This is a genomic window from Butyrivibrio sp. FCS014 (genome assembly GCF_000526935.1).
In the GTDB taxonomy this organism is placed as follows: Bacteria; Bacillota; Clostridia; order Lachnospirales; family Lachnospiraceae; genus Butyrivibrio.
Genome location: NZ_JAHA01000007.1, coordinates 367,717 through 388,566 on the forward strand (window position 1 = coordinate 367,717; position 20,850 = coordinate 388,566).

At 48.2% G+C, this 20,850-nt stretch carries 27 protein-coding genes; 22 read left to right on the top strand and 5 right to left on the bottom strand.

The features are described from left to right. Positions 1–102: 102 nt before the first annotated feature. Together T456_RS0108300 and T456_RS0108305 are read right to left on the bottom strand one after the other, a co-directional pair. The gene (locus T456_RS0108300) at positions 103–567 is read right to left on the bottom strand and encodes an Hsp20/alpha crystallin family protein (protein WP_024865731.1); all 465 of its coding nucleotides are present in this window, start codon (positions 565–567) and stop codon (positions 103–105) included. 309 nt (positions 568–876) lie between these two features. Beyond that, complete coding sequence (locus T456_RS0108305; RefSeq protein ID WP_024865732.1) at positions 877–1,497, bottom strand: flavodoxin family protein; 621 nt, start codon at positions 1,495–1,497, stop codon at positions 877–879. A gap of 264 nt (positions 1,498–1,761) precedes the next feature. Between T456_RS0108305 and T456_RS0108310 the strand changes: the two genes are divergently transcribed. The 3 genes from T456_RS0108310 to T456_RS0108320 are packed head-to-tail and all read left to right on the top strand — an operon-like array spanning position 1,762 to position 4,517. Then, the gene (locus T456_RS0108310) at positions 1,762–2,823 is read left to right on the top strand and encodes an FIST N-terminal domain-containing protein (protein WP_024865733.1); all 1,062 of its coding nucleotides are present in this window, start codon (positions 1,762–1,764) and stop codon (positions 2,821–2,823) included. A gap of 15 nt (positions 2,824–2,838) precedes the next feature. Next, complete coding sequence (locus T456_RS0108315; protein WP_051464995.1) at positions 2,839–3,801, top strand: methyl-accepting chemotaxis protein; 963 nt, start codon at positions 2,839–2,841, stop codon at positions 3,799–3,801. Positions 3,802–3,836: 35 nt separating this feature from the next. Further along, on the top strand, positions 3,837–4,517 hold the full coding sequence (locus tag T456_RS0108320) for an alpha/beta fold hydrolase (RefSeq protein ID WP_024865735.1): 681 nt from the start codon (positions 3,837–3,839) through the stop codon (positions 4,515–4,517). A gap of 46 nt (positions 4,518–4,563) precedes the next feature. Here the strand turns inward: T456_RS0108320 and T456_RS0108325 are convergent, their stop codons facing one another. Further along, positions 4,564–5,040: a pyridoxamine 5'-phosphate oxidase family protein gene (locus T456_RS0108325; RefSeq protein WP_024865736.1), complete on the bottom strand. Its 477-nt coding sequence runs from the start codon at positions 5,038–5,040 to the stop codon at positions 4,564–4,566. A gap of 9 nt (positions 5,041–5,049) precedes the next feature. Next, positions 5,050–5,370, bottom strand: a complete 321-nt coding sequence (locus T456_RS0108330; protein ID WP_024865737.1) for a DMT family transporter — start codon at positions 5,368–5,370, stop codon at positions 5,050–5,052. Between the two features lie 303 nt (positions 5,371–5,673). Here T456_RS0108330 and T456_RS22410 point away from each other — a divergent pair, with 303 nt between their 5' ends. The 7 genes from T456_RS22410 to T456_RS0108370 all read left to right on the top strand — a co-directional run bounded on the left by T456_RS22410 (position 5,674) and on the right by T456_RS0108370 (position 10,931). After that, positions 5,674–5,922, top strand: a complete 249-nt coding sequence (locus T456_RS22410; RefSeq protein WP_155838054.1) for a hypothetical protein — start codon at positions 5,674–5,676, stop codon at positions 5,920–5,922. A gap of 490 nt (positions 5,923–6,412) precedes the next feature. Then, entirely contained in the window at positions 6,413–7,372 is a 960-nt protein-coding gene (locus tag T456_RS0108340; protein WP_155838055.1) for a hypothetical protein, read from the top strand. A gap of 245 nt (positions 7,373–7,617) precedes the next feature. After that, positions 7,618–8,268, top strand: a complete 651-nt coding sequence (locus T456_RS0108345; protein WP_024865740.1) for a hypothetical protein — start codon at positions 7,618–7,620, stop codon at positions 8,266–8,268. Between the two features lie 43 nt (positions 8,269–8,311). Beyond that, complete coding sequence (locus T456_RS0108350) at positions 8,312–8,539, top strand: hypothetical protein (RefSeq protein WP_024865741.1); 228 nt, start codon at positions 8,312–8,314, stop codon at positions 8,537–8,539. A 415-nt stretch (positions 8,540–8,954) separates the two neighbouring features. Further along, positions 8,955–9,116 carry a hypothetical protein gene (locus T456_RS22415; RefSeq protein WP_155838056.1) on the top strand — a complete coding sequence of 54 codons (162 nt, stop codon included), beginning with the start codon at positions 8,955–8,957 and terminating at the stop codon, positions 9,114–9,116. Between the two features lie 180 nt (positions 9,117–9,296). Further along, on the top strand, positions 9,297–9,824 hold the full coding sequence (locus T456_RS0108365) for a hypothetical protein (protein ID WP_024865743.1): 528 nt from the start codon (positions 9,297–9,299) through the stop codon (positions 9,822–9,824). Positions 9,825–9,929: 105 nt separating this feature from the next. Beyond that, the gene (locus T456_RS0108370; RefSeq protein WP_024865744.1) at positions 9,930–10,931 is read left to right on the top strand and encodes a serine hydrolase domain-containing protein; all 1,002 of its coding nucleotides are present in this window, start codon (positions 9,930–9,932) and stop codon (positions 10,929–10,931) included. Between the two features lie 165 nt (positions 10,932–11,096). On the opposite strand, the gene T456_RS0108380 is transcribed toward T456_RS0108370, so the two are convergent. Then, positions 11,097–12,014, bottom strand: coding sequence for a DMT family transporter (locus tag T456_RS0108380; RefSeq protein WP_035801496.1), 918 nt, complete (start codon positions 12,012–12,014; stop codon positions 11,097–11,099). A 136-nt stretch (positions 12,015–12,150) separates the two neighbouring features. Here T456_RS0108380 and T456_RS0108385 point away from each other — a divergent pair, with 136 nt between their 5' ends. From T456_RS0108385 to T456_RS0108450, 12 genes are all read left to right on the top strand, one after another. Next, positions 12,151–12,753 (top strand): class I SAM-dependent methyltransferase, encoded by a 603-nt coding sequence (locus T456_RS0108385; protein WP_024865746.1) that lies wholly within the window; start codon positions 12,151–12,153, stop codon positions 12,751–12,753. 39 nt (positions 12,754–12,792) lie between these two features. Next, entirely contained in the window at positions 12,793–13,134 is a 342-nt protein-coding gene (locus T456_RS0108390; RefSeq protein ID WP_024865747.1) for an arsenate reductase family protein, read from the top strand. An 81-nt stretch (positions 13,135–13,215) separates the two neighbouring features. Further along, positions 13,216–14,442: a macro domain-containing protein gene (locus T456_RS23045; protein WP_024865748.1), complete on the top strand. Its 1,227-nt coding sequence runs from the start codon at positions 13,216–13,218 to the stop codon at positions 14,440–14,442. 131 nt (positions 14,443–14,573) lie between these two features. Then, the gene (locus tag T456_RS0108405; protein ID WP_024865749.1) at positions 14,574–15,248 is read left to right on the top strand and encodes a vWA domain-containing protein; all 675 of its coding nucleotides are present in this window, start codon (positions 14,574–14,576) and stop codon (positions 15,246–15,248) included. Between the two features lie 169 nt (positions 15,249–15,417). Continuing rightward, complete coding sequence (locus tag T456_RS0108410) at positions 15,418–15,963, top strand: prolyl-tRNA synthetase associated domain-containing protein (protein ID WP_024865750.1); 546 nt, start codon at positions 15,418–15,420, stop codon at positions 15,961–15,963. Next, entirely contained in the window at positions 15,963–16,682 is a 720-nt protein-coding gene (locus tag T456_RS0108415) for an AlkZ-related protein (RefSeq protein ID WP_024865751.1), read from the top strand. Before T456_RS0108410 ends, T456_RS0108415 begins: the two co-directional genes overlap by 1 nt. A gap of 88 nt (positions 16,683–16,770) precedes the next feature. After that, positions 16,771–17,319 (top strand): NUDIX hydrolase, encoded by a 549-nt coding sequence (locus T456_RS0108420; RefSeq protein ID WP_024865752.1) that lies wholly within the window; start codon positions 16,771–16,773, stop codon positions 17,317–17,319. Positions 17,320–17,416: 97 nt separating this feature from the next. Next, positions 17,417–17,761, top strand: a complete 345-nt coding sequence (locus T456_RS0108425) for a phenylpyruvate tautomerase MIF-related protein (RefSeq protein WP_024865753.1) — start codon at positions 17,417–17,419, stop codon at positions 17,759–17,761. Between the two features lie 168 nt (positions 17,762–17,929). After that, positions 17,930–18,130 (top strand): hypothetical protein, encoded by a 201-nt coding sequence (locus tag T456_RS0108430; RefSeq protein ID WP_024865754.1) that lies wholly within the window; start codon positions 17,930–17,932, stop codon positions 18,128–18,130. A gap of 266 nt (positions 18,131–18,396) precedes the next feature. Next, entirely contained in the window at positions 18,397–19,047 is a 651-nt protein-coding gene (locus T456_RS0108440; protein WP_024865755.1) for a 3'-5' exonuclease, read from the top strand. 34 nt (positions 19,048–19,081) lie between these two features. Beyond that, a complete protein-coding gene (locus tag T456_RS0108445) occupies positions 19,082–19,798 on the top strand; it encodes a metallophosphoesterase (RefSeq protein WP_024865756.1) in 717 nt (238 codons plus the stop codon). Between the two features lie 42 nt (positions 19,799–19,840). After that, positions 19,841–20,845 carry a DNA/RNA non-specific endonuclease gene (locus tag T456_RS0108450; protein ID WP_024865757.1) on the top strand — a complete coding sequence of 335 codons (1,005 nt, stop codon included), beginning with the start codon at positions 19,841–19,843 and terminating at the stop codon, positions 20,843–20,845. The last annotated feature ends 5 nt before the right edge of the window (positions 20,846–20,850 follow it).

Sequence of the window (20,850 nt, forward strand, 5' to 3'; positions counted from 1 at the left end):
AGGGTATTTTTATTGCATCGTGGGAGAGAGCTTTAATTTCATGTCATCGCGCCGGGTGCAAACATCGCACCGGCTGCATCCTCTCATTAAGTTGTAATCCGTTTATCCCTCAATGGCTATCAGGTTCTTCTCCGGGATTTTCTTCTCCATAGCCTTTTTAGGAATTGTAAGGGTAAGAACACCGTGCCTGTAGTTGGCTTCGATGTCGCCCTTCTCAACGTTCTCGCCGAGGTAGAAGCTCCTTGTCATGGAGCCTGCGTATCTCTCCTGGCGGATAAGTTTGCCTTTCTTGTTGTTCTCATCACGGTCAAGACCTTTGGCGGCGCTGATTGTGATGTATCCGTTGTCCAGTTCTACTGTGATCTCTTCTTTCTTGAAGCCCGGAAGATCAACAGAAATTTCGTAGTTGTCATCCTTCTCACGGATATCGGTCTTCATCATCCTTGATGCCTTACGTCCATAGAGCTTACGCTCCATGTTGTGCTGCATGTCATCGAATTCCTTCATATAAGGGAATCCAAAAAGATCATCTATTAAATTTTCTTCAAAAATACTGGGTGTTAACATAATGCTTACCTCCTTTGCACATAAACAATTGGTTAACTGTTAATGAGCATTGGGACGGAGGGTTTGGATCTTAGGAAACTGTAAGTCCTAACGGTCTTCTCTGTTCCTTTGTTCTACACATACTATAACACCGTAATTAGCACTCGTCAACCGAGAGTGCTAATTTGGATAACAAAGTATTGCCCCATACAATACGAATTTAACATTTCCGGTCCCGGCAAAGGCTTCGTGCGCCACCGGCACAGATTTCGCACCCCGGCAAAGGCTTCGTGCGCCACCGGCACAGTTTTCGCACCCCGGCAAAGCCTGTCAGTCTTCTATAAAATTCGTCCAGGCGTGCTCTTCAGTTTTCGGGAGGCCATATTTCTCTTTTCCCAGAGCAATGCTCTTAATGAGGAAAGACATGTTCCTTGCCAAAACTCTCATGGTCTGCAGACCTTCAAGATCCTTTGCGGCCTGGCCCTTGGCGCTTCCGTGGATGCTGTTCCAGTACTGGCTGGAAGCAACGGGCATGTTGCTGATGGTAAAGTACTTGTTGAGCTCATCAAAGGTGGCTGAGCATCCGCCTCTTCTGGCTACTACGACACTGGCGCCCACCTTCATGGTCTTGTCAAAATCCGTGCTGTAGAACAGCCTGTCAAGACATGCTATAAGTGTTGCATTTGCAGAAGCGTAGTAAACAGGTGAAGCTACAACCAGTCCGTCGGCTGCCTCGAACTTGGGAGCCAGTTCATTGACGACGTCATCAAAGACGCATTTGCCTGTATCTTCGCAGCCGCCGCAGGCAACGCAGCCTCGTACGTCCTTGTTGCCAATCTGTGCAACTTCTGTTTCAATTCCTTCTTCCTGAAATATCTTAACCATCTCATCTACTGCCATAGATGTATTACCGCCCACTCTTGGACTTCCGTTTATAATAAGTACCTTCATAACGATCACCTCCATATGCCTATTATATGCCTATTATACAGGCGCAGTGCCATGTAATCACCCGGATTTCGAAAAAATCTCTTTTTCCGGGTAAAACAAGTTTATGAAAAATTAATATAAAGTTTAATGAAATAATGTTCTTGCGAATTGCTTTAAGCTGCCCGTTAACGTAAAATTAATTAGATGAAACGTGCTCTGAGGATATGTTTATGCCCCGGAGTATAGATACATGCGCATCAATAACCCAGTAAAGGAGAATGCTTCATGAAGATGTTTTATGGTAAGAACTCATCAGGTGACGTAAAAGATGCGGTCAGGGGCCTGTCATCGCCCAAACTCATTGTCTTTACCTGCAGTGAGGACGGATTCGACAAGGCAGTGGCCGATATCGAGCAGCTCTATCCCGGTGTTCCCAGCATCGGCTGTGTTGGCATGGGATATGATGCGACGATTTTGGAGAAGGGTGTTTCCGTTATGGCCTTTTCAGAGGGCGTTGTGGCTACCGCAGGAATTCTGGAGGGAGTGTCCACCATGCCCGCAAGGCATATCTCCAGGTTGGAAAAAGACATTGAGAAGGTAAGGCCGGGCAGAGAGAACACTGCGATCATTGATTTTTGTACAGGCAATGATGCTGCGGTGCTGACTACACTGCGCGGTCTCGTGGATAAATACGGGCTCCAGGTTATGGGAGCAACAGGCGATGCCGGCAAGGTTTCCTGCAACGGTAAGATTTACAAGGACGGCATGACCTATGCTGTGGTTCGCAACGAACATGGCCGGGTAAAGACCTATAAAGAGAACATCTACGTTCCCAAGGACAGCAACCAGCAGCTTATATGCTCAAAGACAGATAAGGCTAAATATTATCTCGGCGAGCTCAACGGGCGCTCAGCCAAGCAGGTTTACATGGACCTCACCGGCACCAAAAGTGATAAGGAGATCATCAACCAGACCTTCAAGAATCCTCTGGGAAAGATGATCGGCGATGACGTATGCATCATGTCCATCAAGGACGTTTCCGGATCGGGACTGATTCTTTACCGCCAGGCCAACGACTCGGATATCCTGACTCTTCTGGAGATGCGCGATCCCATGGAAGTTGCCCAGTCCACGGTGAACAAGATCAAAGCAGACTTTAGCAAGATCTCCGGAATTTATTCCGTGAACTGTATTTTCCGTTATCTGGTTCTCAAGGAAAGGGGCGAGCTGAATTCATATCTTGGCAAGATCGCGTCCCTCGGAACCTCCTGCGGACTCATCGGATTCGGTGAGCACTACAATGCCCAGTTCGTTAACCAGACAATGACCTGTGTTGTCTTTGAATAAAAAAGGAGATACCATATGCTTACAGATATTTTTAAGAAAAAAAGTGAAGTGCAGGTAAATCAGCAGACGCAGGCTCCGGCTCCTACAGACACCGACAAGATGGAGTCTCTGGTTTACATTGCAAATTCAATAAAATCTTTCCAAAAAGAGCTTGTGCAGAACGAGCTTAATTCACTGACTGAGATCCACGACATGGGAGTTGCGGTCAATACCGTAATGGAGAGCAATGCTCAGCTTCATGAGCAGATGGATGCTTTTAACGAGATGTTTGAAGGCGTCAACGCCAGCGCTTCCAAGTTTGAGGATGTTAAGGTCAATATCCTGAAAAGTGTTGAAAATGCCCAGAATAAGGTTGAGGAACTTAAGACCAGTTCCAATGAGGTAAGAGCGAGCTTTGACGAGATGACTCAGGGCTTCGAGAACTTCAAGAGTGCCGTTGATCAGATTTCCGATTACATGAAGCAGATTATCGGAATCGCAACTCAGACCAACCTTCTTGCCCTAAACGCTTCCATCGAAGCCGCAAGAGCAGGTGCTGCAGGCAAAGGCTTTGCGGTTGTTGCCACAGAGGTTCGTGAACTGGCGGATGAGATCAAGGTGCTCATAAGCCAGGTTAATGCCAGCATCGATGCCGCCGGGCAGGAGAGCGAGAAGCTTTCCGCCAGCATGGAGCATTCAATTGCCGCCATGGACCGCAGCCTTCAGGAAGTTGATGAGACCAAAGATACTTTTGCTGAGATCATTGAGAGCGCCAACGGAGCCAACGCGGTACAGGAGGAGATTTCCGACACCGCAAATACCGCTTCCGACGAGCTCATCAGGATTGGAAACAGCTTCAGCGATATCAACGCCAAGTACGATGATCTGGTAAATCAGCTTGACAGAGTAAATGCCCTCGGCACCACAAAGAGCAGTGTGTTCGAGCACATCGACAACCTGGTTTCCCAGATCCCGGCGATTGTTAAGGACAAGGGATGAAAAAGAGTCTACGGTATTTATTAGTGGCATTAATAATGCTGTCGTTATCCGGATGCGGAGCGAAGGAAAGCGACAGTACCTATAATCTCTTCACTCCCAATGAGGGAAAAGAACTGCCTCTTGTCATTGTATTTCATGGCTTCGGAGAGGCTGATAATGCCAACAATACCGTGACTGTTTCGACTCTCACTTCAGATGCCGCGCAGGCAAAAAGGCCCTGCTATCTAATGGCACCTTCGATCGAGGATGATGTTTTTTTATCGGAATCGAACAGAAAAGAACTGTATGAACAGTTAAAAAAGGCTTCGGATAAACTGATAAGTGACGGCAAAGTTGATCCGGAAAAAGTCTATGTTATGGGGAATTCCTTCGGAGGCCTCTGTACTGTGGAGTATATGGAGGAATACCCGGAAAGCGTGGCGGCAGCCATAGTCATGTGCCCCGCGCTTACCTATTCAAGAAATTCAACAACCGAGCTTTCTAAGATAAAGGATATTCCGGTGCGGTTTGCCCACGCCACAAATGACAACGTCATTCCCGTGGAGGTAAGCCGCTCCGCAGTGTCCACCCTGAATGCCATGGGCTCCCCCGACGCCTCCCTTACCGAATTTACCGATCAGGAAATGCTGGCAGCAGGCGCCCTTACCGGCTTCCACCAGGCCGACTTCGCGGTTATGGCCGATGGCTCTTTTGCCGAGTGGCTCTTCTCACACTAACGCTCCCCGGAATGGTCCCAAGGGACGTAAGTCATGGGACCAAAACTTAAGCTTCGTTCACAAGCTTTCCTGTCATGTGCTCAGGAGTAAGCTCAAGGCACAATGTCCGCGCCAAAGATCCCTTAATCTCTCTCTCGATGTACTCTTCATCATCAGTGAATTTGTAGCTGAGCTTCCTGCAAAGCGCCTCCGCTTTTGCGATATCCTCCACCGGCTTCATCCGCCCGAATATAATAACGCTGTTGATATTCAGCGCCCACTCGCCTTCCTTGCGGTAGCCTTCGTCATAGACGCAGTAGCTGACCTTGTCGCATGCCTTTATGGCGTCAATCCTGTGCCCTTCCATGGCACCGTGGAAATAGAGCTTCCCGTCTTCCTCGCAGTACCAGTGATTCAGCGGCATTCCGTAAGGATATCCGTCGTCTCCAATGACAGAGAGAACGCCTCTTTTCTCATTCTTCAAAATCTCTATGCATTTCTCCTCAGAGATCTGCTGACCAAATCTTCTCATTTTTCTGAACATAGCTTAACCTCACTCTTTCGCAAGTAATTTCAGGCCGATAATTCCCACCAAAATCAGCATAACACAGATGACCTGTGCCGCGGTCAGTTTTTCCCGGAAAAGAAAAACTCCAAGAACCGTAGTTCCAACAATGCCCATTCCGGTCCACATGGCGTAGGCTGTGCCCAGTGGCAGGCTCCTCAACGCCATTGACAGAAACACCGCGCTGGCAATGTATCCCACCGCTGTAATGACAGATGGGAAAAGAACTGTGAACCCATCCGAATATTTCATGGCAATCGCCCACCCGATCTCAAATAATCCCGCTAAAAACAGAATGATCCACTGCATCTAAAAAACCTCCTGAAAATAAAAATCGCCACTTCCTCATCTGCTAAGACCTGACGATAAGGAAATGACGTTGTTCCTGTTACTCGGTAGCAACAGGCGCCGTTTGAATTAAGTTATTGATTATTTTAAATGAAACGGGGATTTTGTCAACAGAGAGAAATAGATAACTATCTGTATACTAACAATTTCAATCTCTACGTGATAGAATTAAATCATACAGATATAGCAACAGAGCAGGATAAGGCCAATCATGTCTATGACTGGGCCAGGCTTTTCAAAGCCCAAACGTGGGAGGAAATCAGGATGATTACGAAGGACAACCCATCAATGAGTTCCGCTGCAGAATCTATATATTTATCCAATGCAGACATGAGCATTCTTGAGCAGTGTCGTGCCAGGGAGGATGCTATTGCCCATGAGGTTTACCAGAAGGAACTGATCGCTGACTTAAAGCAAGAGCTGAGCGAAGCTAACAAGCAGCTGGACGAAGCCAACGAAACGATCGCTGAGCTTCAGAAAAAGTTAAAGGAATTAGAAGCCGGGAAACAGTGATGCTGAAACTGCGTGTGTGAGCAGCTAACGGGTCTGTAATTGAAAAAAATACTTTAATCACCACCGGGAGAGCGCATAGCTCTCCCTATTTTTGTCTCCAAAACATCCGTTCCCCTATTCTGGCATCTTATAGGACACTAAAACTGTCATACTACAATCAACAAAACCATCCCTACCTCAAAAATACAATACAAGGAGAGTAACCCTGGTAAACAACCACCCAACACACTGAAAGGAAGGTGTCCCTATGAGAGAATTTATCATTGAAAACGGCATTGTAATCGACGACATGGACGGCGTAATAAACGGCATCCGCCAGATCAGCGGCCAGCCCATCTCTGACGCGGAGACCATCCGCAAATTCATTACCAGCGAAAAAGCCACCAAATTCTACATAGACCAAAAATGCACCGGCAAAATGCAACCGGACCGTGACACCGTGTACCTCTGGCTCGACAGCGGCTTCACGGACCCGAATGGCGACTCCATAATGATCTCACTCCTCGGCGACAGCTGCGGCGGCTACCACGGTCACTACTTTGGCACCATGGACGCCCTCGCCCGCAATATCAAAAGCTACTTTCCCCGCAATTCCCGTGACATTGCCCGGAACCTGGCCAATCTCAAGAACAAGTACAACAACAAGATCGCGGACCGCCACCACCGTCACATAGACAACGAGCAGGAGTACCTGATCATGCTCTGCAACAGCGACGCCGGCACTTCCGAATTCGAGAGCCTCATCAACAATCTGGGCATTAATTTTGAAGATCTGGCAAAAGAGCCCGCGCCAGCCCCGGAAGAGCACGTCGCCCCTAAAGAGCCTGAAATTCCTGACTTCCACATGACGACCAAGGGTGAGGAGATAACTGTGAGCCTGCTTCTTGACACCATCGACAACATGCAGAGCTACATTAACGAGCTCCTTGGCGAACTCAAGAAATCAAACGAGGACAAGGAGAGGCTCCTTGAGCTGGAGCAGAAGAACAAGGACTTGGAGCAGGCTCTTGTGGACATCCGCAACTTCAGCGCCACCGCCGCACCCGCCGCCTCTGAGGGAAAAGAACCATCACCCGGTCACGACCTTCTTGGCAGACGAGGCAAGATCCTGGTCCTTGGCGCCACCGCTATGGATGAAAGAACAATGCAGGGCATTGCCAAGACCTACGGCTTCAAGAAAGACGACTTTGACTTCATGGTTGACTACGACAAGATCAGCAGCTTCACCGGGCGCGGCATCAGTTTCGACAAGTACTCAGCCCTGATCCTCGGGGCCTGCCCTCACAAGGTCCAGAATCTGGGCGACTGGAGCAGCCTCATCGAGAAGTGCAAGAGCACCGAAGGCATGCCCCTTGCCATCGACGCCCGCAGCCGCTCCGGCGAGCTGAAGGTCACCAAGGAGTCCTTTAAGCAGGCGCTGTTTGAGATTTGCAGAGAGCTGAAAAGCTGAATTATCTGGTGATGCGGTAAATTTTATAATAAAATATTGTTATCTCCAATATATAAAGCCGTAGCTCTTTCAAGCTGCGGCGTTGTTTTAGGGAGGACCCTCCGAAGGGGTTCGGAGGGCTGTGTGTTATGAAAAAAAGTGGTGTTTATGAGGGGGTCAAGAGGTTTCGTTCCTCTTGATGTACTTATCTTATCGCCGCAACCTTAAAGTAAATTAAAAATGTTGTGAAGAAAGTGTGACTGAAAATGAAGACGATAGAAACTGATGGAATTTCATATATTCAGCCGGTTCCCGGGGCTACAAGCGAGTGGTACTTTGGGATGGATTATGAGCATGGGGACCTTTACGAGGCTGAGGAGATATTTCGCGACGGCGAGATCGTGAAGGGCAGAAAGCTGTGCCTTGTCCATTATCCGGATGGACAGGCTTATTTTCCTGTGCCGAAGACGGAAGGGCATTACAGTGAAAGTCCGGTATTTTTCGAAGGTGGAATCTATATGATTGATGTCGACTTCCCGCATGACTTGATCAGGATTCTGAGATTCGACTGCAGCGATTATCAGGTAAGCGTACATACAGAACTGCCGCTCTCTTCCGTTAAGGACTGCTATAATTTGCAGCTGCATCTGACTCCGCCCACGCTTTCAAGGCAGTGTGGAAATGAGTTTGAAATCCTATGGCCCGAGAAGACAAGTTTCATAATGGATGACCATGATTCTTTCTTCATGCGGGATGGAAAAGAGCTGTTTTTTAACCGATGGCACGAAGAGGGAGACGGAGCGGATTACAGGTATTGGGAGGGTACCGTCGTAAGAGATATTGACGGGAATGAGACCGGGACCATTCCGGGAGATGTGATGCAGATGCCGAATGGAGAGTTATGGTATTTGATGTAGAGTCATGATAATCAGGACGTGTCATAAGAAGTGGGGGATTCGCATGAACGACGATTGGCTGAACAATGACGATGACAGATACTTTTACGAGAACTACGAGCATCAGGACTATTACGAGAAGATGCCAAGAGCCCATAAATCATCGGGGAAAACTACGGCGATCCTGTGGATCATAGGCATCATTCTTGCCATAGCAACCTGGGATGAGCCGGGAGCTCTTTTGATCTATCTGATGATCGTGCTATCGGGGAAATTGTCCGGTGCTTTTTAAAAATCCCTGTTTACATTTGTGTTGGTAATGGAAGCATCCAATCAGACTTACATCTGGTAGTTTAATAGATGATAGAGGCTGGATTACAAGATTTCGATGATTTCTACAAGGTGTTCCCGACGCATTTGTCAATTATGGGCATTGCGTCGGAAATATTTGCGAAAAAACGAACGGAATGCGCGAAGCATAAACGTTATCACGACAATCAAGTGCTCAAACAGGCTTTTTGTCGATATAACGTTAAGTTTGGGGGTTATTTTACCGACTCAATTAGCTTGTAGATTACTTTGCGTCGGAAAGGGCTCAATTCACATGCTCTCGGTCAATCATGACAACACAAGAGAAATCTAAATTCAGGTTTGGACAATAGAAACACTTTGGTAAATGGGGACTTTTGAAAAATGAGGTAAATCGCATGAACAGAGATTCCGACAAAAGCCTTACGCCTGCCACCAAGAAGGCGGAGATAAAATTAAAGACCAATCCCAAGGCTGAGGCAATCAGGAAAGCTCCGGATGAAGTGGTGGCTATGGCTATACGGGACGCAATCCTTAAGGATAAGACGGGCGGGAAGTAGCTTCGGGCGCTGGCTCGAAATTTTTTTTCAAAAAAATCAAATTTTTTTTGCCACACATTTTTTATCCTCGTATAAATAATCAGTTGTGCAACAGAGATTTAATAATCTTTTAAGAAACTTTGTTGCAATAACGAGTTACAATATGAACGTTGTGAAAACACATACGAGGAGGAAATGAAAATGAAATCAAACGTTATGAAGGCAATCGTTACAGGAGCATGTGCAGTAATGCTGGTAGCATCACTTACAGCTTGCGGAAATTCAAGCGAGGTTGCTGCACAGGAAGTTGCTGAGCAGGTTGAAGACGCAGCAGAGCAGGTCGAGGAAGTTGCTGAGGAAATGCCCAATCTTGAAGAGGAGATCCAGAACGTACAGGACACACTGACATTCATGGGCGGACTTAAGACCGCTGACGATGCTGACAAGGCAATCGACATTGCAATGTTCAGAAATGAGAACGGCGATATCATCTATATCTACGACGAAGATGGCAGCCTTGATTACGGAATGTACACAACAGAGGATACAACTACCGATGATGGAAGACAGTATGCTAAGATCGAGGGCAGCCTCGGAACATACGGCTACTACTTCAATGAGGATCTTGTAACAGGTATCATCGTTGATACAACCGGTAAGGTTTATGATGCAGTTGAGCTCGACGAGGCCGGCGCAAGAGAATATGTAAGCAAGACTCTTGGTGGCTGATAAGTAAGCTTTACTTAGGAACAAAAATTTTTCTTGAAAACAATTTTTAATTACATTAGCCTTTTCTTAGGACGTCCGAATCTTTCCTAAGAGGAGGCTTTTTTGATGAACAAAGAACAACTTCACAAGTACATTTCTGAGAGCACAGGAAATGAGAGCAATATTTGTCAGATATATGCGATAAAAGACGGAAACACAGCCTATGATGACTGCTGGCACGGATTTAAGACTTTGGACGCGATGAACGTCAATTCTGTTACAAAAGGCATCATGGGACTGCTTGCCGGAATTGCACTGGACAAGGGCTTCATCAGGAGTGTTGATCAGAAGGTGATGGATTTTTTCCCTGATTATTCTGTAAAGCGCGGGGAGAAAACCATATATGACGTTACCATCAGACACCTGCTTACCATGACTGCTCCGTACAAAGGGAAGTCGGAGCCCTGGAAAAAAGTGTGCACTTCGCAGGATTGGACTCTGGCTGTGCTTGATTATCTTGGCGGCCGCAGTGGGATCACCGGCGAGTTCAGGTATGCTACCCTTGGCATTCAAATCCTGGCCGGAATAATTGAGCGGGCAGCCAAAGAGAAGTGCATTGATTTTGCCAATAAGAATCTGTTTGAGCCCCTGGGACTCCCGGAGCGCATGCCACATGGCGACAGCTCCAAGGAGGATCAGTTTGACTTCTTCATGAACAAGAATCCCAGGAAATATGAGTGGTACTCTGATCCTCAGGGAAGTGTCACGGCCGGCTGGGGACTTTGCATGTCGGCAAAAGACATGGCGGTGATCGGTACGCTGGTGCTGGGCGAAGGATTGTATAATGGAAAGAGAATAATTTCAAAAGAGTATCTGCAAGACATGTTGTCGCCGCACGTTAAGCTTGGTGAGCGATTTGGCTTCATGAACTATGGATATTTGTGGTATAAGCCCTATGATGACAGAGAGGTTTATGCGGCAATTGGCGACAGCGGAAATATCATCTACGTAAACAAAGAGACGAATGTATCTGTTGGAATGACGGGCACCTTCAAGCCCAGGATCTTTGACAGAGTTGAATTCATAGAGCAGAAGGTACTGCCGACCATCGCGAATATGAATGGATGAATTTAATTGCAAAAGGGGGTATTGGGGGATGCAATAAGCAGATCCGCATCCATTGAGGATATCTATGCGGATGCATACAGGTTCCCCAGGTCCGCATATATTTTCATGGCTCATTCCGGCTGGAGAAGATCCTGCAAAAATAACGGATTAAAAAAGAAAGACCTGTTAAGACAGGTCTGAAGTTTGCTTTCTGGGAATCTGTGCCAGGAGAACGGCGGCAAATATAAGGATGCATCCAAACAGCTGCCTTCCTGTCATGGACTGCCTGAGGATGAGCCATCCAAAGATCGTTGAGAATACCGACTCAAGGCTCATTATAAGTGACGCCAGTGCGGGATTAAGGTTCCTCTGGCCAACAGCCTGAAGTGTATAGCCCACAGCGCAGGAGAAGATCCCTGTGTACAGGATCGCAATCCAGGATGAAGGTATAGCAAGACTTGCTATCCATGCGGAAGGGTTCGGGATCAATTCAAAAAATATCGCTGCGATCATGGAAACTGCGCCGCTTACGAAGAACTGCACGCATGCAAGAGCGACCGGGCTCATTATGGGAGCATAGTGATCCACGCACAATATCTGTACAGAGAACAGCAGCGCACAAAGAAGAAGCGCCAGGTCAGCGGTTGATATTGAAAAGCTTTCTCCGGCGGCTATGCACAGAAGATAGAGCCCTGCCAGCGCTATGCCAACAGCAGGCCAAACCCAGCCACTGCATCTTTTCCCTATAAAAATTCCCAGTATAGGTACAAGCACGATATAACAGGCGGTAAGAAATCCCGCTTCTCCGGCAGAGGCCCCAAGGGCGATTCCTGCCTGCTGAAAGGTTGAAGCAAGAAACAGAGCAACTCCGCATATAATGCCGCCGAGAAGCTTGCCCGCCGGAATCTTTGAGGGGCGCATATTGTGGCCCTTTAATAGCGGCAGAAGACATACGCCGCCTATCAAAAATCTTATTCCGTTGAAAGTATATGTTCCTACGTTTCCCCCTGCAACGGACTGCGCAACAAACGCAGCACCCCAGACGATGGATGCAAGAAGGAGCAGTAATGAACTTTTAACCTGAGTCTGTCGTATTTTTTCCATAACGGTTTTTATTATAGCAGAACGCAGCTTTTGGAAAAACCTGAAATCTGGTGGATACCCCCCGGAAGGATGTATAATAACGTATATTGTGTGGCATGGACAGCTATGTCCGTGACCCTGGTTTAATGGTGACAGCATGAATAATGTAGATTATTACAACAAAAACGCGGATGCTTTCTTTGAGGGGAGCGTCAATGCGGATATGTCGCAGCCCAGAGGGAAGTTCACAGCTCTTTTGCCTAAAGGGGCCAAAGTGCTGGATGCCGGCTGCGGCAGCGGGCGAGACAGCAAGGCATTTCTCGATGAAGGCTTTACGGTTGTGGCCTTCGACGCGTCAGAAGAGATGTGCAAAAGAGCTATGAATTACACCGGATTGGAAGTGGCAAATATGCGGTTTGAAAATGTTTCTTTTGCCCGGGAATTCGATGGGATCTGGGCCAGCGCATCCCTACTTCATGTTCCAATGGCCGAGCTTCCGGGGATCATGAAGAAGATGAACGCGGCGCTTAAGGATGGCGGAGTGATGTATGCTTCCTTTAAGTACGGCGATGGCACTGTGATGCGGGGCGAGCGGCAGTTCTCCGACTTTAATGAAAAGACCGTGGCTATGCTTTTTGAGGACGCCGGATTTGAGATCCTGTGCAATGAGGTGGGACCGGACAACAGGCCCGGCAGAGAAAATGAGATGTGGGTTGAAGTGATCGGAAGGAAGAACCAAAGCAGAACCCTAGAAGTTTAAGAATAAATACATATCACAAATGAAGATGGAGAAAAGAGTATGAATATACAGATCTTCGGAACAAAGAAATGTAATGATACCAAAAAGGCCGAGCGATTTTTCAAGGAGCGGGGCATCAAATATCAGTTCATTGATATGAAGGAGAAGGGCATGAGTAAGGGCGAGCTGACTTCCGTGGCAGGCGCCAACGGCGGGCTCATGAACATGGTTAATCCCGATGCCAAAGATAAAGATGCAGTGGCGCTGATCCAGTACATTGCAGATGAGGACAAGCTTGAGAAGATTCTTGAGAACCAGCAGATCATCAAGACGCCGGTTGTGAGAAACGGGAAGCAGTCCACCCTGGGCTATCAGCCTGAAGTGTGGAAGAAGTGGGAATAAGAGATGATAAGCAGTTTGGCTGGTTTGTTGGAGAAAGGGACGAAAAGAAGTTTGTAACGAGGTTGCCGGAGGAGGAGTTCGATGCCGTTTCAGATAATCAGGAATGATATTACAAAAGTAAAGGCAGATGCCATTGTAAATACCGCAAATCCCGACGTGGCAATCGGTAATGGCGTCGATAACGCGATCTATAATGCGGCAGGCATGGACAGGCTCTTTGCGGAGAGAAAGAAGATCGGACCACTTGAGCCCGGAATGGTGGCTGCGACACCGGCGTTTGACCTTGATGCAAAGATAATTATTCACGCCATCGGAACATGGTGGGAAGGCGGAGACAAGGGCGAAGCGGAGATTTTGAGGCAGTGCTATGACAAGTCTCTTAAGCTTGCGGCCGACTACAAGTGTAAGTCCATTGCTTTTCCCCTTCTTGCTACCGGGTGCTACGGATTTCCGCAAAAGCTTGGTATGGAAATAGCCGTAGATTCTTTTACCCGGTTCCTGGAAGAAAACGAGATGGAGATCTACCTGGTGGTGTTCAACCAAAGCGCCGTGAGGATCTCCGGTGAGCTGGGAGAAGAGGTTCGAAGCCTCATCGATGATGATTATGCCGATGCGGCCATGGAGGCAGAGTACAGTTATGGCGGCTACGACAATGCGGCTGCGGGGCCGGAGCCCCATCATCAAGCCTCGCCCTCCGGTAAATCCAGATGGATTGACAGGCTTCTGTATAGCAGGAGTTTGAAAGATGAAGATTCCAAGTATGATAAGCCCAAAGCTCCCGCACCAAAGAATGTCAGGCCAACAGCGCCGGCACCGGAGGCACCGGAGATTGCGGGCGCGGCAGCACCTGAAGCGTCGAAGCCGGCAGGCGTGCCGGAGCCGAAGGCGCAAAAGCTTGTGGGCGCGGCTGCACCTGTGGTTTACTCTTCAGCGTCCCTGGATGATGTGCTCAAGGATATTTACACCGACTCTTTTGAAAAGCACCTGCAGAAGCTCATAAACAAAAAAGGCCTCAAGAACTCAGAGGTTTACGCCGCTGCCAATATCAACAAGCAGTATTTTTCAAAGCTCCTTAAGGGCAAGGTCAAACCCTCCAAGGAAAAGGTTCTGGCGCTGGCGGTAGGCCTTCGCCTGAACATGGACGAAGCGGTGGATTTTCTTGGGCTTGCAGGCTATGCGCTGTCACCGATTTCCCAGACGGATGCCGTTGTCAGGTATTTCATAGAACATGAGAACTACAGCGTTATGAAGATAGATATGGTGCTTTTTGACTACGGACTTGATCCGCTTTCAAAGGAAACCAAATAGAAATTTTAGGTCGCCTCCCGTGCGACCTTTTTTCTTTTCCCATAAAGTATTATGACATTACAAACAAGGAAGCCTGACTGCAGCGGGCGTTGAAAAACAGTAAGCCACAGGCTTGGAAAGGCAGGAAGATTATGGGAAAAGGAATAACAGAGATAGTTTACATTTTGGATAGATCGGGCTCCATGGGAGGCCTGGAGGCAGACACCATCGGCGGTTTCAACTCAATGATGGAGAAGCAGAAAAAGACAGGGGAGAAGGCCCTGGTTTCAACAGTTCTTTTTGACGACGAGTGCGAGGTGATCCACGACCGCATTCCCATCGAGAAGATCGAGAAGATGACGGACAAGCAGTACTACGTAAGAGGCTGCACAGCGCTTCTGGACGCTGTTGGCGGCGCGATCCACCACATCGGCAACGTCCACAAGTACGCAAGGGAGGAGGATCGCCCGGAGAAGACCATTTTCGTCATAACCACGGACGGAATGGAGAACGCCAGCAGCAGGTACTCCCGTGAGAAGGTTCAGAAGATGGTTAAGAAGCAGCAAAAGAAATATGGCTGGGAGTTCATCTTTATCGGAGCCAACATAGATGCTTACGCTGAGGCGCAGAAGTTCGGCATCCGGAGGGACAGAGCGGTGAATTATGTCAGTGACGGTGTGGGGACCGGCATTTTGTACGAAGGAGTTTCAAAGGCTGTATGCTCCGTTATGATGGCACGCACCTCACGTGACCTCGAGGAGGAACTGGATGGCTGCGGCTGGGCAGAGGATATCAACAGGGATTACAAGGCACGCGGGAAGAGATGATGAAGTGTGGCAGATCACGGCAGGTATCGAGAACCGAAAAGATACAGTGACATAGACAAAGAAATTTCCGTGGCAGGCTTCGGCGCGATGTTATGTGGCGCCGGAGCCTGTTTGCGCTTATAATAGAGGGCATGACAGATATGGACAAGTATCGGGAGGAGAAACACCAATGGAACTTTTGAACGGAAGGCCGGAAAACGTTGAAGGACGACTTGATCGTGAGATCAGGACTTATGATTTTCTTGATAAGCTTGGCATTGAATACCAGCGTGTTGACCATGAGCCTGCCATGACCATGGAAGCCTGCGAAGCCATCGATGTGGCTCTGGGAACTTTGATGTGCAAAAACCTGTTTTTGTGTAACAGGCAGAAAACCGCTTTTTACCTGCTTCTTATGCCCGGGGATAAGAAATTCAAAACCAAGGAGCTTTCCAATCAGATCAATTCAGCCAGACTCTCTTTTGCGGAAGCGGAGGACATGCTTAAGTATCTCGACATCGAGCCCGGCGCGGTGAGCGTCATGGGGCTGATGAACGATAAGGACCACGGCGTAAGGCTCCTCGTTGACGAAGACGTCAAGGCCGGAGAGTTCATCGGATGTCACCCCTGTGTAAACACCTCGAGCCTTAAGCTGAAGACTTCGGACATTTTTGAGAAATTCCTTCCGGCCGTTGGGCACGAAGCTGAGATTGTTCATCTTGTAGGAGAAGACTGATGGGTAATGAAAACGGAACCTGGATCATGTACGGCGTAGACTGGAACGACCCTGAATGTCTGCACAGCGTCCGGGATGCGATCAACTACATAAACGAGGTGGGCTTTCTGCCTCTTTTCAAAAATGATATCCCGGGATTCTCCCTTGAGGAGCGTACAGTGCCGGGCTATTGGTGGTGCGGCGACCCGGAGGTGGATCCCTGGGAGTGGCGCGAGGTGATAGCAAGAAGCGGCAAGGTTGCCTACGGGAAGTTCTTCGAGAAGAAGGCGGGATTTATCTCTAAAGAATGGCTGCCTTATTTTGCCAACTACAGGCGGGACGGCTATGACTTTGATGCCCTGTGGGACGACGAGAAAGCCTCAAGGCGCCAGAAGAAGATAATGGATCTTTTTGATACCGACAGCGAGATATACTCCAATGAGATCAAGGCCCGGGCCGGCTTTGGTAAGGGCGGCGAGAAGGGCTTTGAGGGCACCCTCTCGGATCTTCAGATGAAGACATATCTCTGCGTTCGTGAGTTCCGCCAGAGAAAGAACAAAAAAGGCCAGTACTACGGCTGGCCCATCGCGATCTACTGTAAGCCCGAGTCCATCTGGGGCTACGAACACGTGACTAGCCGGTATAGCGAAAGCCCTGCCCAATCCCGTGAAGCAATCATCCGGCATATGATGGATCTTTACCCTATTGCAGGGGAGAAGGCCATAAAGAAACTGGTGTGAGGAAGCCGCCGTGGATCTGCATCCGGGCAGACCTGCCGTGGCCCGCTAAGCCTATGATATATAGCAGTTAAGAAAGGTGATCTCGAAAATGGAATATCTTGATATAGTCGACGAAAACGGGAACCCCACAGGGGAGACCGTAGAGCGGAAGTTCGCCCACAGAAACGGAGTGTGGCACAGGACTTCCCACGTATGGATCCTCAGAAAAAGAGCCGGTGGCCCGGAGGTACTTCTGCAGAAACGGGCAGACACCAAGTCTTTTCCCGGATGTTACGACATATCCAGCGCCGGACATATCACTGCAGGACAGGAGTTTCTGGGTTCTGCGGTTAGGGAACTCAAGGAGGAGCTGGGAATTACCGCCTCCAAAGAAGACCTTATTTACTGCGGGGACAGAAAGATCATCTGGGATGATGTGTTTTTTGGCGAGGAGTACCATGACAGGCAGTTCACCAAGGTGTTCCTTTTGTGGGCCGATGTTGAGGAAAAAGACCTTGTGCTTCAGGAGGAAGAGGTGAGCGCGGTTCGCTGGATGAATCTGGACGAATGCATCGAGGGAGTCAGGGCCAATGCCTTCAAGCACTGCATTCATCCGGAAGAGCTGGAGATGGTGAAGGCCCGGGCGACAGAAAAGTGAGCAAGTTAGTAGTCCAACCGAAAAGTGAGTAATGCAGCCGCGCAGGCGCAGGCCATGCGGCGCTAAAGCGTATCTATAGAAAAAGGAGGAAGTATTCATGCCATTTATTTCAACCAAGACTAACGTAACTGTATCAAAAGAGAAGGAGACCCAGCTCAAGAAGCGCCTGGGACAGGCCATTTCCATACTGCCGGGTAAGAGCGAGAACTGGCTGATGCTGGCCATTGAGGGGGATGTGCCTATGTACTTCAGAGGCGATAATTCTGAGCCCATAGCCTACATCGATGTCAAAGTATACGGCGGCGCATCCTCTGATGCCTGCGGCAAAATGACTCAGGAGCTGACTGCAATCTACGGAGATATTCTCGGAATTGCACCGGATCACCTTTATGTCAGCTATTTCGGAACAGGCGATTGGGGTTGGAACGGAAACAATTTCTGATGGCGGATTTTATTGGGCGATCGCTTCGGCGGGCGCCCTTTTTTAATTCGCGAAAAAAGTGAATTATGTCGCCAAAGTCGCGGCATCCGCGATGTATCTTTTGACCTGCTCCGGGCTATACTTTAATCAGGATCAAGCATTACCGATTGTTTCGAAGGGAGGTTGCACATGAGAGATAGTAAGCTTTTTAAATGGCTGATTCTCGCAGTTCTTGTTATCTACGTGGTTTCACCGGCAGATCTTTTACCCGGACCTGTTGACGACGTGATAGCAATTCTCTTGTACCTGGCGGCGAACAGAAATGACTTCAGGATAAACAAAAAAGACGATGACATTGAAGTGATAGATGTCGACGGGAGAGAGATTTAACATAGGGGAATCATTTGGGAAGCTCCCATCCGCATATAGGATGGGGGCTTTTCCCTTCTCTTTTGTGGCCGGACTGATTTTGAGAATGAGGACTATAATTTGGACAGCAATTTTGGTAAGATATGTGACATTGATAAGCGCAAAACGGATAGGCGCCAAAGCGGAAAAATAAGAATTTTTTATTCACTAAAACCAAAATGTATTCTCATGGGTATATATAATAGAATACTTATCAACCTAACACTTTCGAAACTACAGGAGGCTATATGAAGTACGCTGTCATAGATCTTGAGATGTGTAAAGTACCTAAGGGATACAACAAGTCCATATATAAATACCGCCAAGAGACCATACAGATCGGTGCGGTTCTTCTGGACGAGGACTACCGGATCATCGATGAATTTAATACTTATGTAAGACCTGAATACGGTTCCATAGACTGGTATATCGAGAATATGACCGGTATATCCCAGGGCGACGTGATGACAGCTCCCAGCTTTGAAAAAGCTATACTGGATTTTCTGGAGTGGCTTCCCTGCGATGATGTCAGATGTGTATCCTGGAGCACATCAGATCCCATGCAGATCCTTCACGAAGTGACAGCCAAGGGTATCAAGGATGAGCGCATTGAGATCGTCATCGCAAACTGGATCGACTGCCAGAAGACTTTTGGCCGTAAGATGAAACGTGAGCATTGCTACAAACTTGAAGAGGCCCTTATTGCTTCTGATATTATTCCCGAAGGCAGAGCCCATGACGGGTTTTCAGATGCCTACAATACGGCGCTCCTTTTTGCCAAGCTTGAACAGGATCCCGACTACGAGCTCAACGAGTTTTACAGAACAGCAAGAGAAGAAGAGACACAGCACCTTAGTTTCTGCATGGGAGACCTGTTCGCAAATCTGGTACTCAGCTAAGGAGCACAGGATTCCGATAACAGGAGGGAGTCATATGAGTAAAGTGCTTGTAATACCTGATGTTCATCTCAAACCGTGGATGTTCAGCCAGGCTATTGATATAATGGAGACAACAGACTGCGAAAGAGCAGTTTTTATAGGAGATCTGGTGGACGATTGGGGATGCCAATTCAACGTGGATCTGTATGGTGAGACCCTGGAAGCAGCTATCTCTTTTGCCAAAAGATATCCCGATTCCCTCTGGTGCTATGGCAACCACGATCTTTCCTACATCTGGAGCCAGTATGATCACCCGGGATTTTCCCTTGCAGCCGCGGATCTTGTGTGCGACAAATTCGAGGAACTGCGGGATGCTTTGGAAGCCCCTGAGAATCTTGCCATAATCCACCGGGTGGACAACACACTTTTTTCCCATGCAGGTCTTACCAGAGAATATGCCGAAGCCTGGTATTTCAATATGATGGATGATCCGGACTGCATGATCGATATGATAAATGAGTGTGACTACGACAAATTGTGGGAGAACAATTCGCCTATCTGGGTTCGGCCGCAGTACGGCAATCTGGCTATGGGCATGTTCCCGGAGGATCTTTTTCAGGTCGTGGGGCACACCCCTGTTGACAAGGTTCTGGTTCAGGATAACATGATCACTGTGGATACGTTTTCCACCACCAGAAGCGGAGTATCAATAGGTAATCAAGAGTTTTGCCGAATAGATACAGTGCAGAAGACCTGGGAATATATAGACTGAGAAGTGTTTGCGGCTGTTCAGGCCCTCGCGGAGGACGAAATCATGAAGAAGATGATGATCACAAGGAGCATGAATAATACCCGTTTTGCAAACAGGATATTTGCTCTCATACTGGCCGTTTGCCTGATGGCCTCCGGCTTTCTGTTTAGGAGCATCAGCAGCAGTGCCGGCAATACCGTAGGCGGTGATCTGCCCGAGATCCCTGAATATGCCGGAGAAGCCTCTGTGCAGCTCAATAAGAATGTTCCTGTTTTTTCCAAGGATGAGATTACAACAAAGTCCTTTGAAAGCTACGGAGAATTGGACAAGCTGGGAAGATGCACTCCTGCGCTTGCGTGCCTGGGCAAAGACCTTATGCCTACAGAGGAGCGCGGGGCAATCGGCGATGTTCGCCCCACGGGCTGGAGACAGAAGAAGTATCCCGGAATTGTAGATTCAGATCCTCCGTATCTTTTCAACAGATGTCATATGATTGGATACCAGCTGGCCGGAGAAAATGCCAACGAGAAGAACCTGATCACAGGCACAAGATATATGAATGTTGAAGGCATGCTTCCCTATGAGAACGCAGTTGCCGAATATATCACCGATAGCGGCAAGCATGTAATGTACAGGGTGACGCCTGTATTTGAAGGCAAGAACCTTCTTTGCAGCGGAATTCAGATTGAGGCCTACTCCGTTGAAGATAAGGGCAAAGGAATCTCTTTTAACGTGTTCTGCTACAACGTGCAGCCCGGTATTGAGATAAATTATACCAACGGAAGCAGCAAGATTGCGCCTGAACCCATAAAGACGGTTGATGCGAATTCTTTTATGATAACTGGCGGAGATTCCGGGAATGGATCAGTAAGATCTTCGACAGGTAATGAGGCATCCGATGTTCCCGCAGGAACCGCATACATCGCCAATAAGAATACTAAGAAGTTCCACTATCCAGGCTGCAGCAGCGTATCGGATATGAAGGAGAAGAATAAGTGGTACTTTGAAGGCAGCAGAGATGAGCTGATCGAGAAGGGGTACAAGCCCTGCAAGAGATGTAACCCCTAAAGCGG

Bases quoted from the DNA above. Each gene is read 5' to 3' on its own strand.
- T456_RS0108300 (WP_024865731.1), bottom strand. From the start codon at position 567: ATGTTAACACCCAGTATTTTTGAAGAAAATTTAATAGATGATCTTTTT.
- T456_RS0108305 (WP_024865732.1), bottom strand. From the start codon at position 1,497: ATGAAGGTACTTATTATAAACGGAAGTCCAAGAGTGGGCGGTAATACA.
- T456_RS0108310 (WP_024865733.1), top strand. From the start codon at position 1,762: ATGAAGATGTTTTATGGTAAGAACTCATCAGGTGACGTAAAAGATGCG.
- T456_RS0108315 (WP_051464995.1), top strand. From the start codon at position 2,839: ATGCTTACAGATATTTTTAAGAAAAAAAGTGAAGTGCAGGTAAATCAG.
- T456_RS0108320 (WP_024865735.1), top strand. From the start codon at position 3,837: ATGCTGTCGTTATCCGGATGCGGAGCGAAGGAAAGCGACAGTACCTAT.
- T456_RS0108325 (WP_024865736.1), bottom strand. From the start codon at position 5,040: ATGTTCAGAAAAATGAGAAGATTTGGTCAGCAGATCTCTGAGGAGAAA.
- T456_RS0108330 (WP_024865737.1), bottom strand. From the start codon at position 5,370: ATGCAGTGGATCATTCTGTTTTTAGCGGGATTATTTGAGATCGGGTGG.
- T456_RS22410 (WP_155838054.1), top strand. From the start codon at position 5,674: ATGATTACGAAGGACAACCCATCAATGAGTTCCGCTGCAGAATCTATA.
- T456_RS0108340 (WP_155838055.1), top strand. From the start codon at position 6,413: ATGATCTCACTCCTCGGCGACAGCTGCGGCGGCTACCACGGTCACTAC.
- T456_RS0108345 (WP_024865740.1), top strand. From the start codon at position 7,618: ATGAAGACGATAGAAACTGATGGAATTTCATATATTCAGCCGGTTCCC.
- T456_RS0108350 (WP_024865741.1), top strand. From the start codon at position 8,312: ATGAACGACGATTGGCTGAACAATGACGATGACAGATACTTTTACGAG.
- T456_RS22415 (WP_155838056.1), top strand. From the start codon at position 8,955: ATGAACAGAGATTCCGACAAAAGCCTTACGCCTGCCACCAAGAAGGCG.
- T456_RS0108365 (WP_024865743.1), top strand. From the start codon at position 9,297: ATGAAATCAAACGTTATGAAGGCAATCGTTACAGGAGCATGTGCAGTA.
- T456_RS0108370 (WP_024865744.1), top strand. From the start codon at position 9,930: ATGAACAAAGAACAACTTCACAAGTACATTTCTGAGAGCACAGGAAAT.
- T456_RS0108380 (WP_035801496.1), bottom strand. From the start codon at position 12,014: ATGGAAAAAATACGACAGACTCAGGTTAAAAGTTCATTACTGCTCCTT.
- T456_RS0108385 (WP_024865746.1), top strand. From the start codon at position 12,151: ATGAATAATGTAGATTATTACAACAAAAACGCGGATGCTTTCTTTGAG.
- T456_RS0108390 (WP_024865747.1), top strand. From the start codon at position 12,793: ATGAATATACAGATCTTCGGAACAAAGAAATGTAATGATACCAAAAAG.
- T456_RS23045 (WP_024865748.1), top strand. From the start codon at position 13,216: ATGCCGTTTCAGATAATCAGGAATGATATTACAAAAGTAAAGGCAGAT.
- T456_RS0108405 (WP_024865749.1), top strand. From the start codon at position 14,574: ATGGGAAAAGGAATAACAGAGATAGTTTACATTTTGGATAGATCGGGC.
- T456_RS0108410 (WP_024865750.1), top strand. From the start codon at position 15,418: ATGGAACTTTTGAACGGAAGGCCGGAAAACGTTGAAGGACGACTTGAT.
- T456_RS0108415 (WP_024865751.1), top strand. From the start codon at position 15,963: ATGGGTAATGAAAACGGAACCTGGATCATGTACGGCGTAGACTGGAAC.
- T456_RS0108420 (WP_024865752.1), top strand. From the start codon at position 16,771: ATGGAATATCTTGATATAGTCGACGAAAACGGGAACCCCACAGGGGAG.
- T456_RS0108425 (WP_024865753.1), top strand. From the start codon at position 17,417: ATGCCATTTATTTCAACCAAGACTAACGTAACTGTATCAAAAGAGAAG.
- T456_RS0108430 (WP_024865754.1), top strand. From the start codon at position 17,930: ATGAGAGATAGTAAGCTTTTTAAATGGCTGATTCTCGCAGTTCTTGTT.
- T456_RS0108440 (WP_024865755.1), top strand. From the start codon at position 18,397: ATGAAGTACGCTGTCATAGATCTTGAGATGTGTAAAGTACCTAAGGGA.
- T456_RS0108445 (WP_024865756.1), top strand. From the start codon at position 19,082: ATGAGTAAAGTGCTTGTAATACCTGATGTTCATCTCAAACCGTGGATG.
- T456_RS0108450 (WP_024865757.1), top strand. From the start codon at position 19,841: ATGAAGAAGATGATGATCACAAGGAGCATGAATAATACCCGTTTTGCA.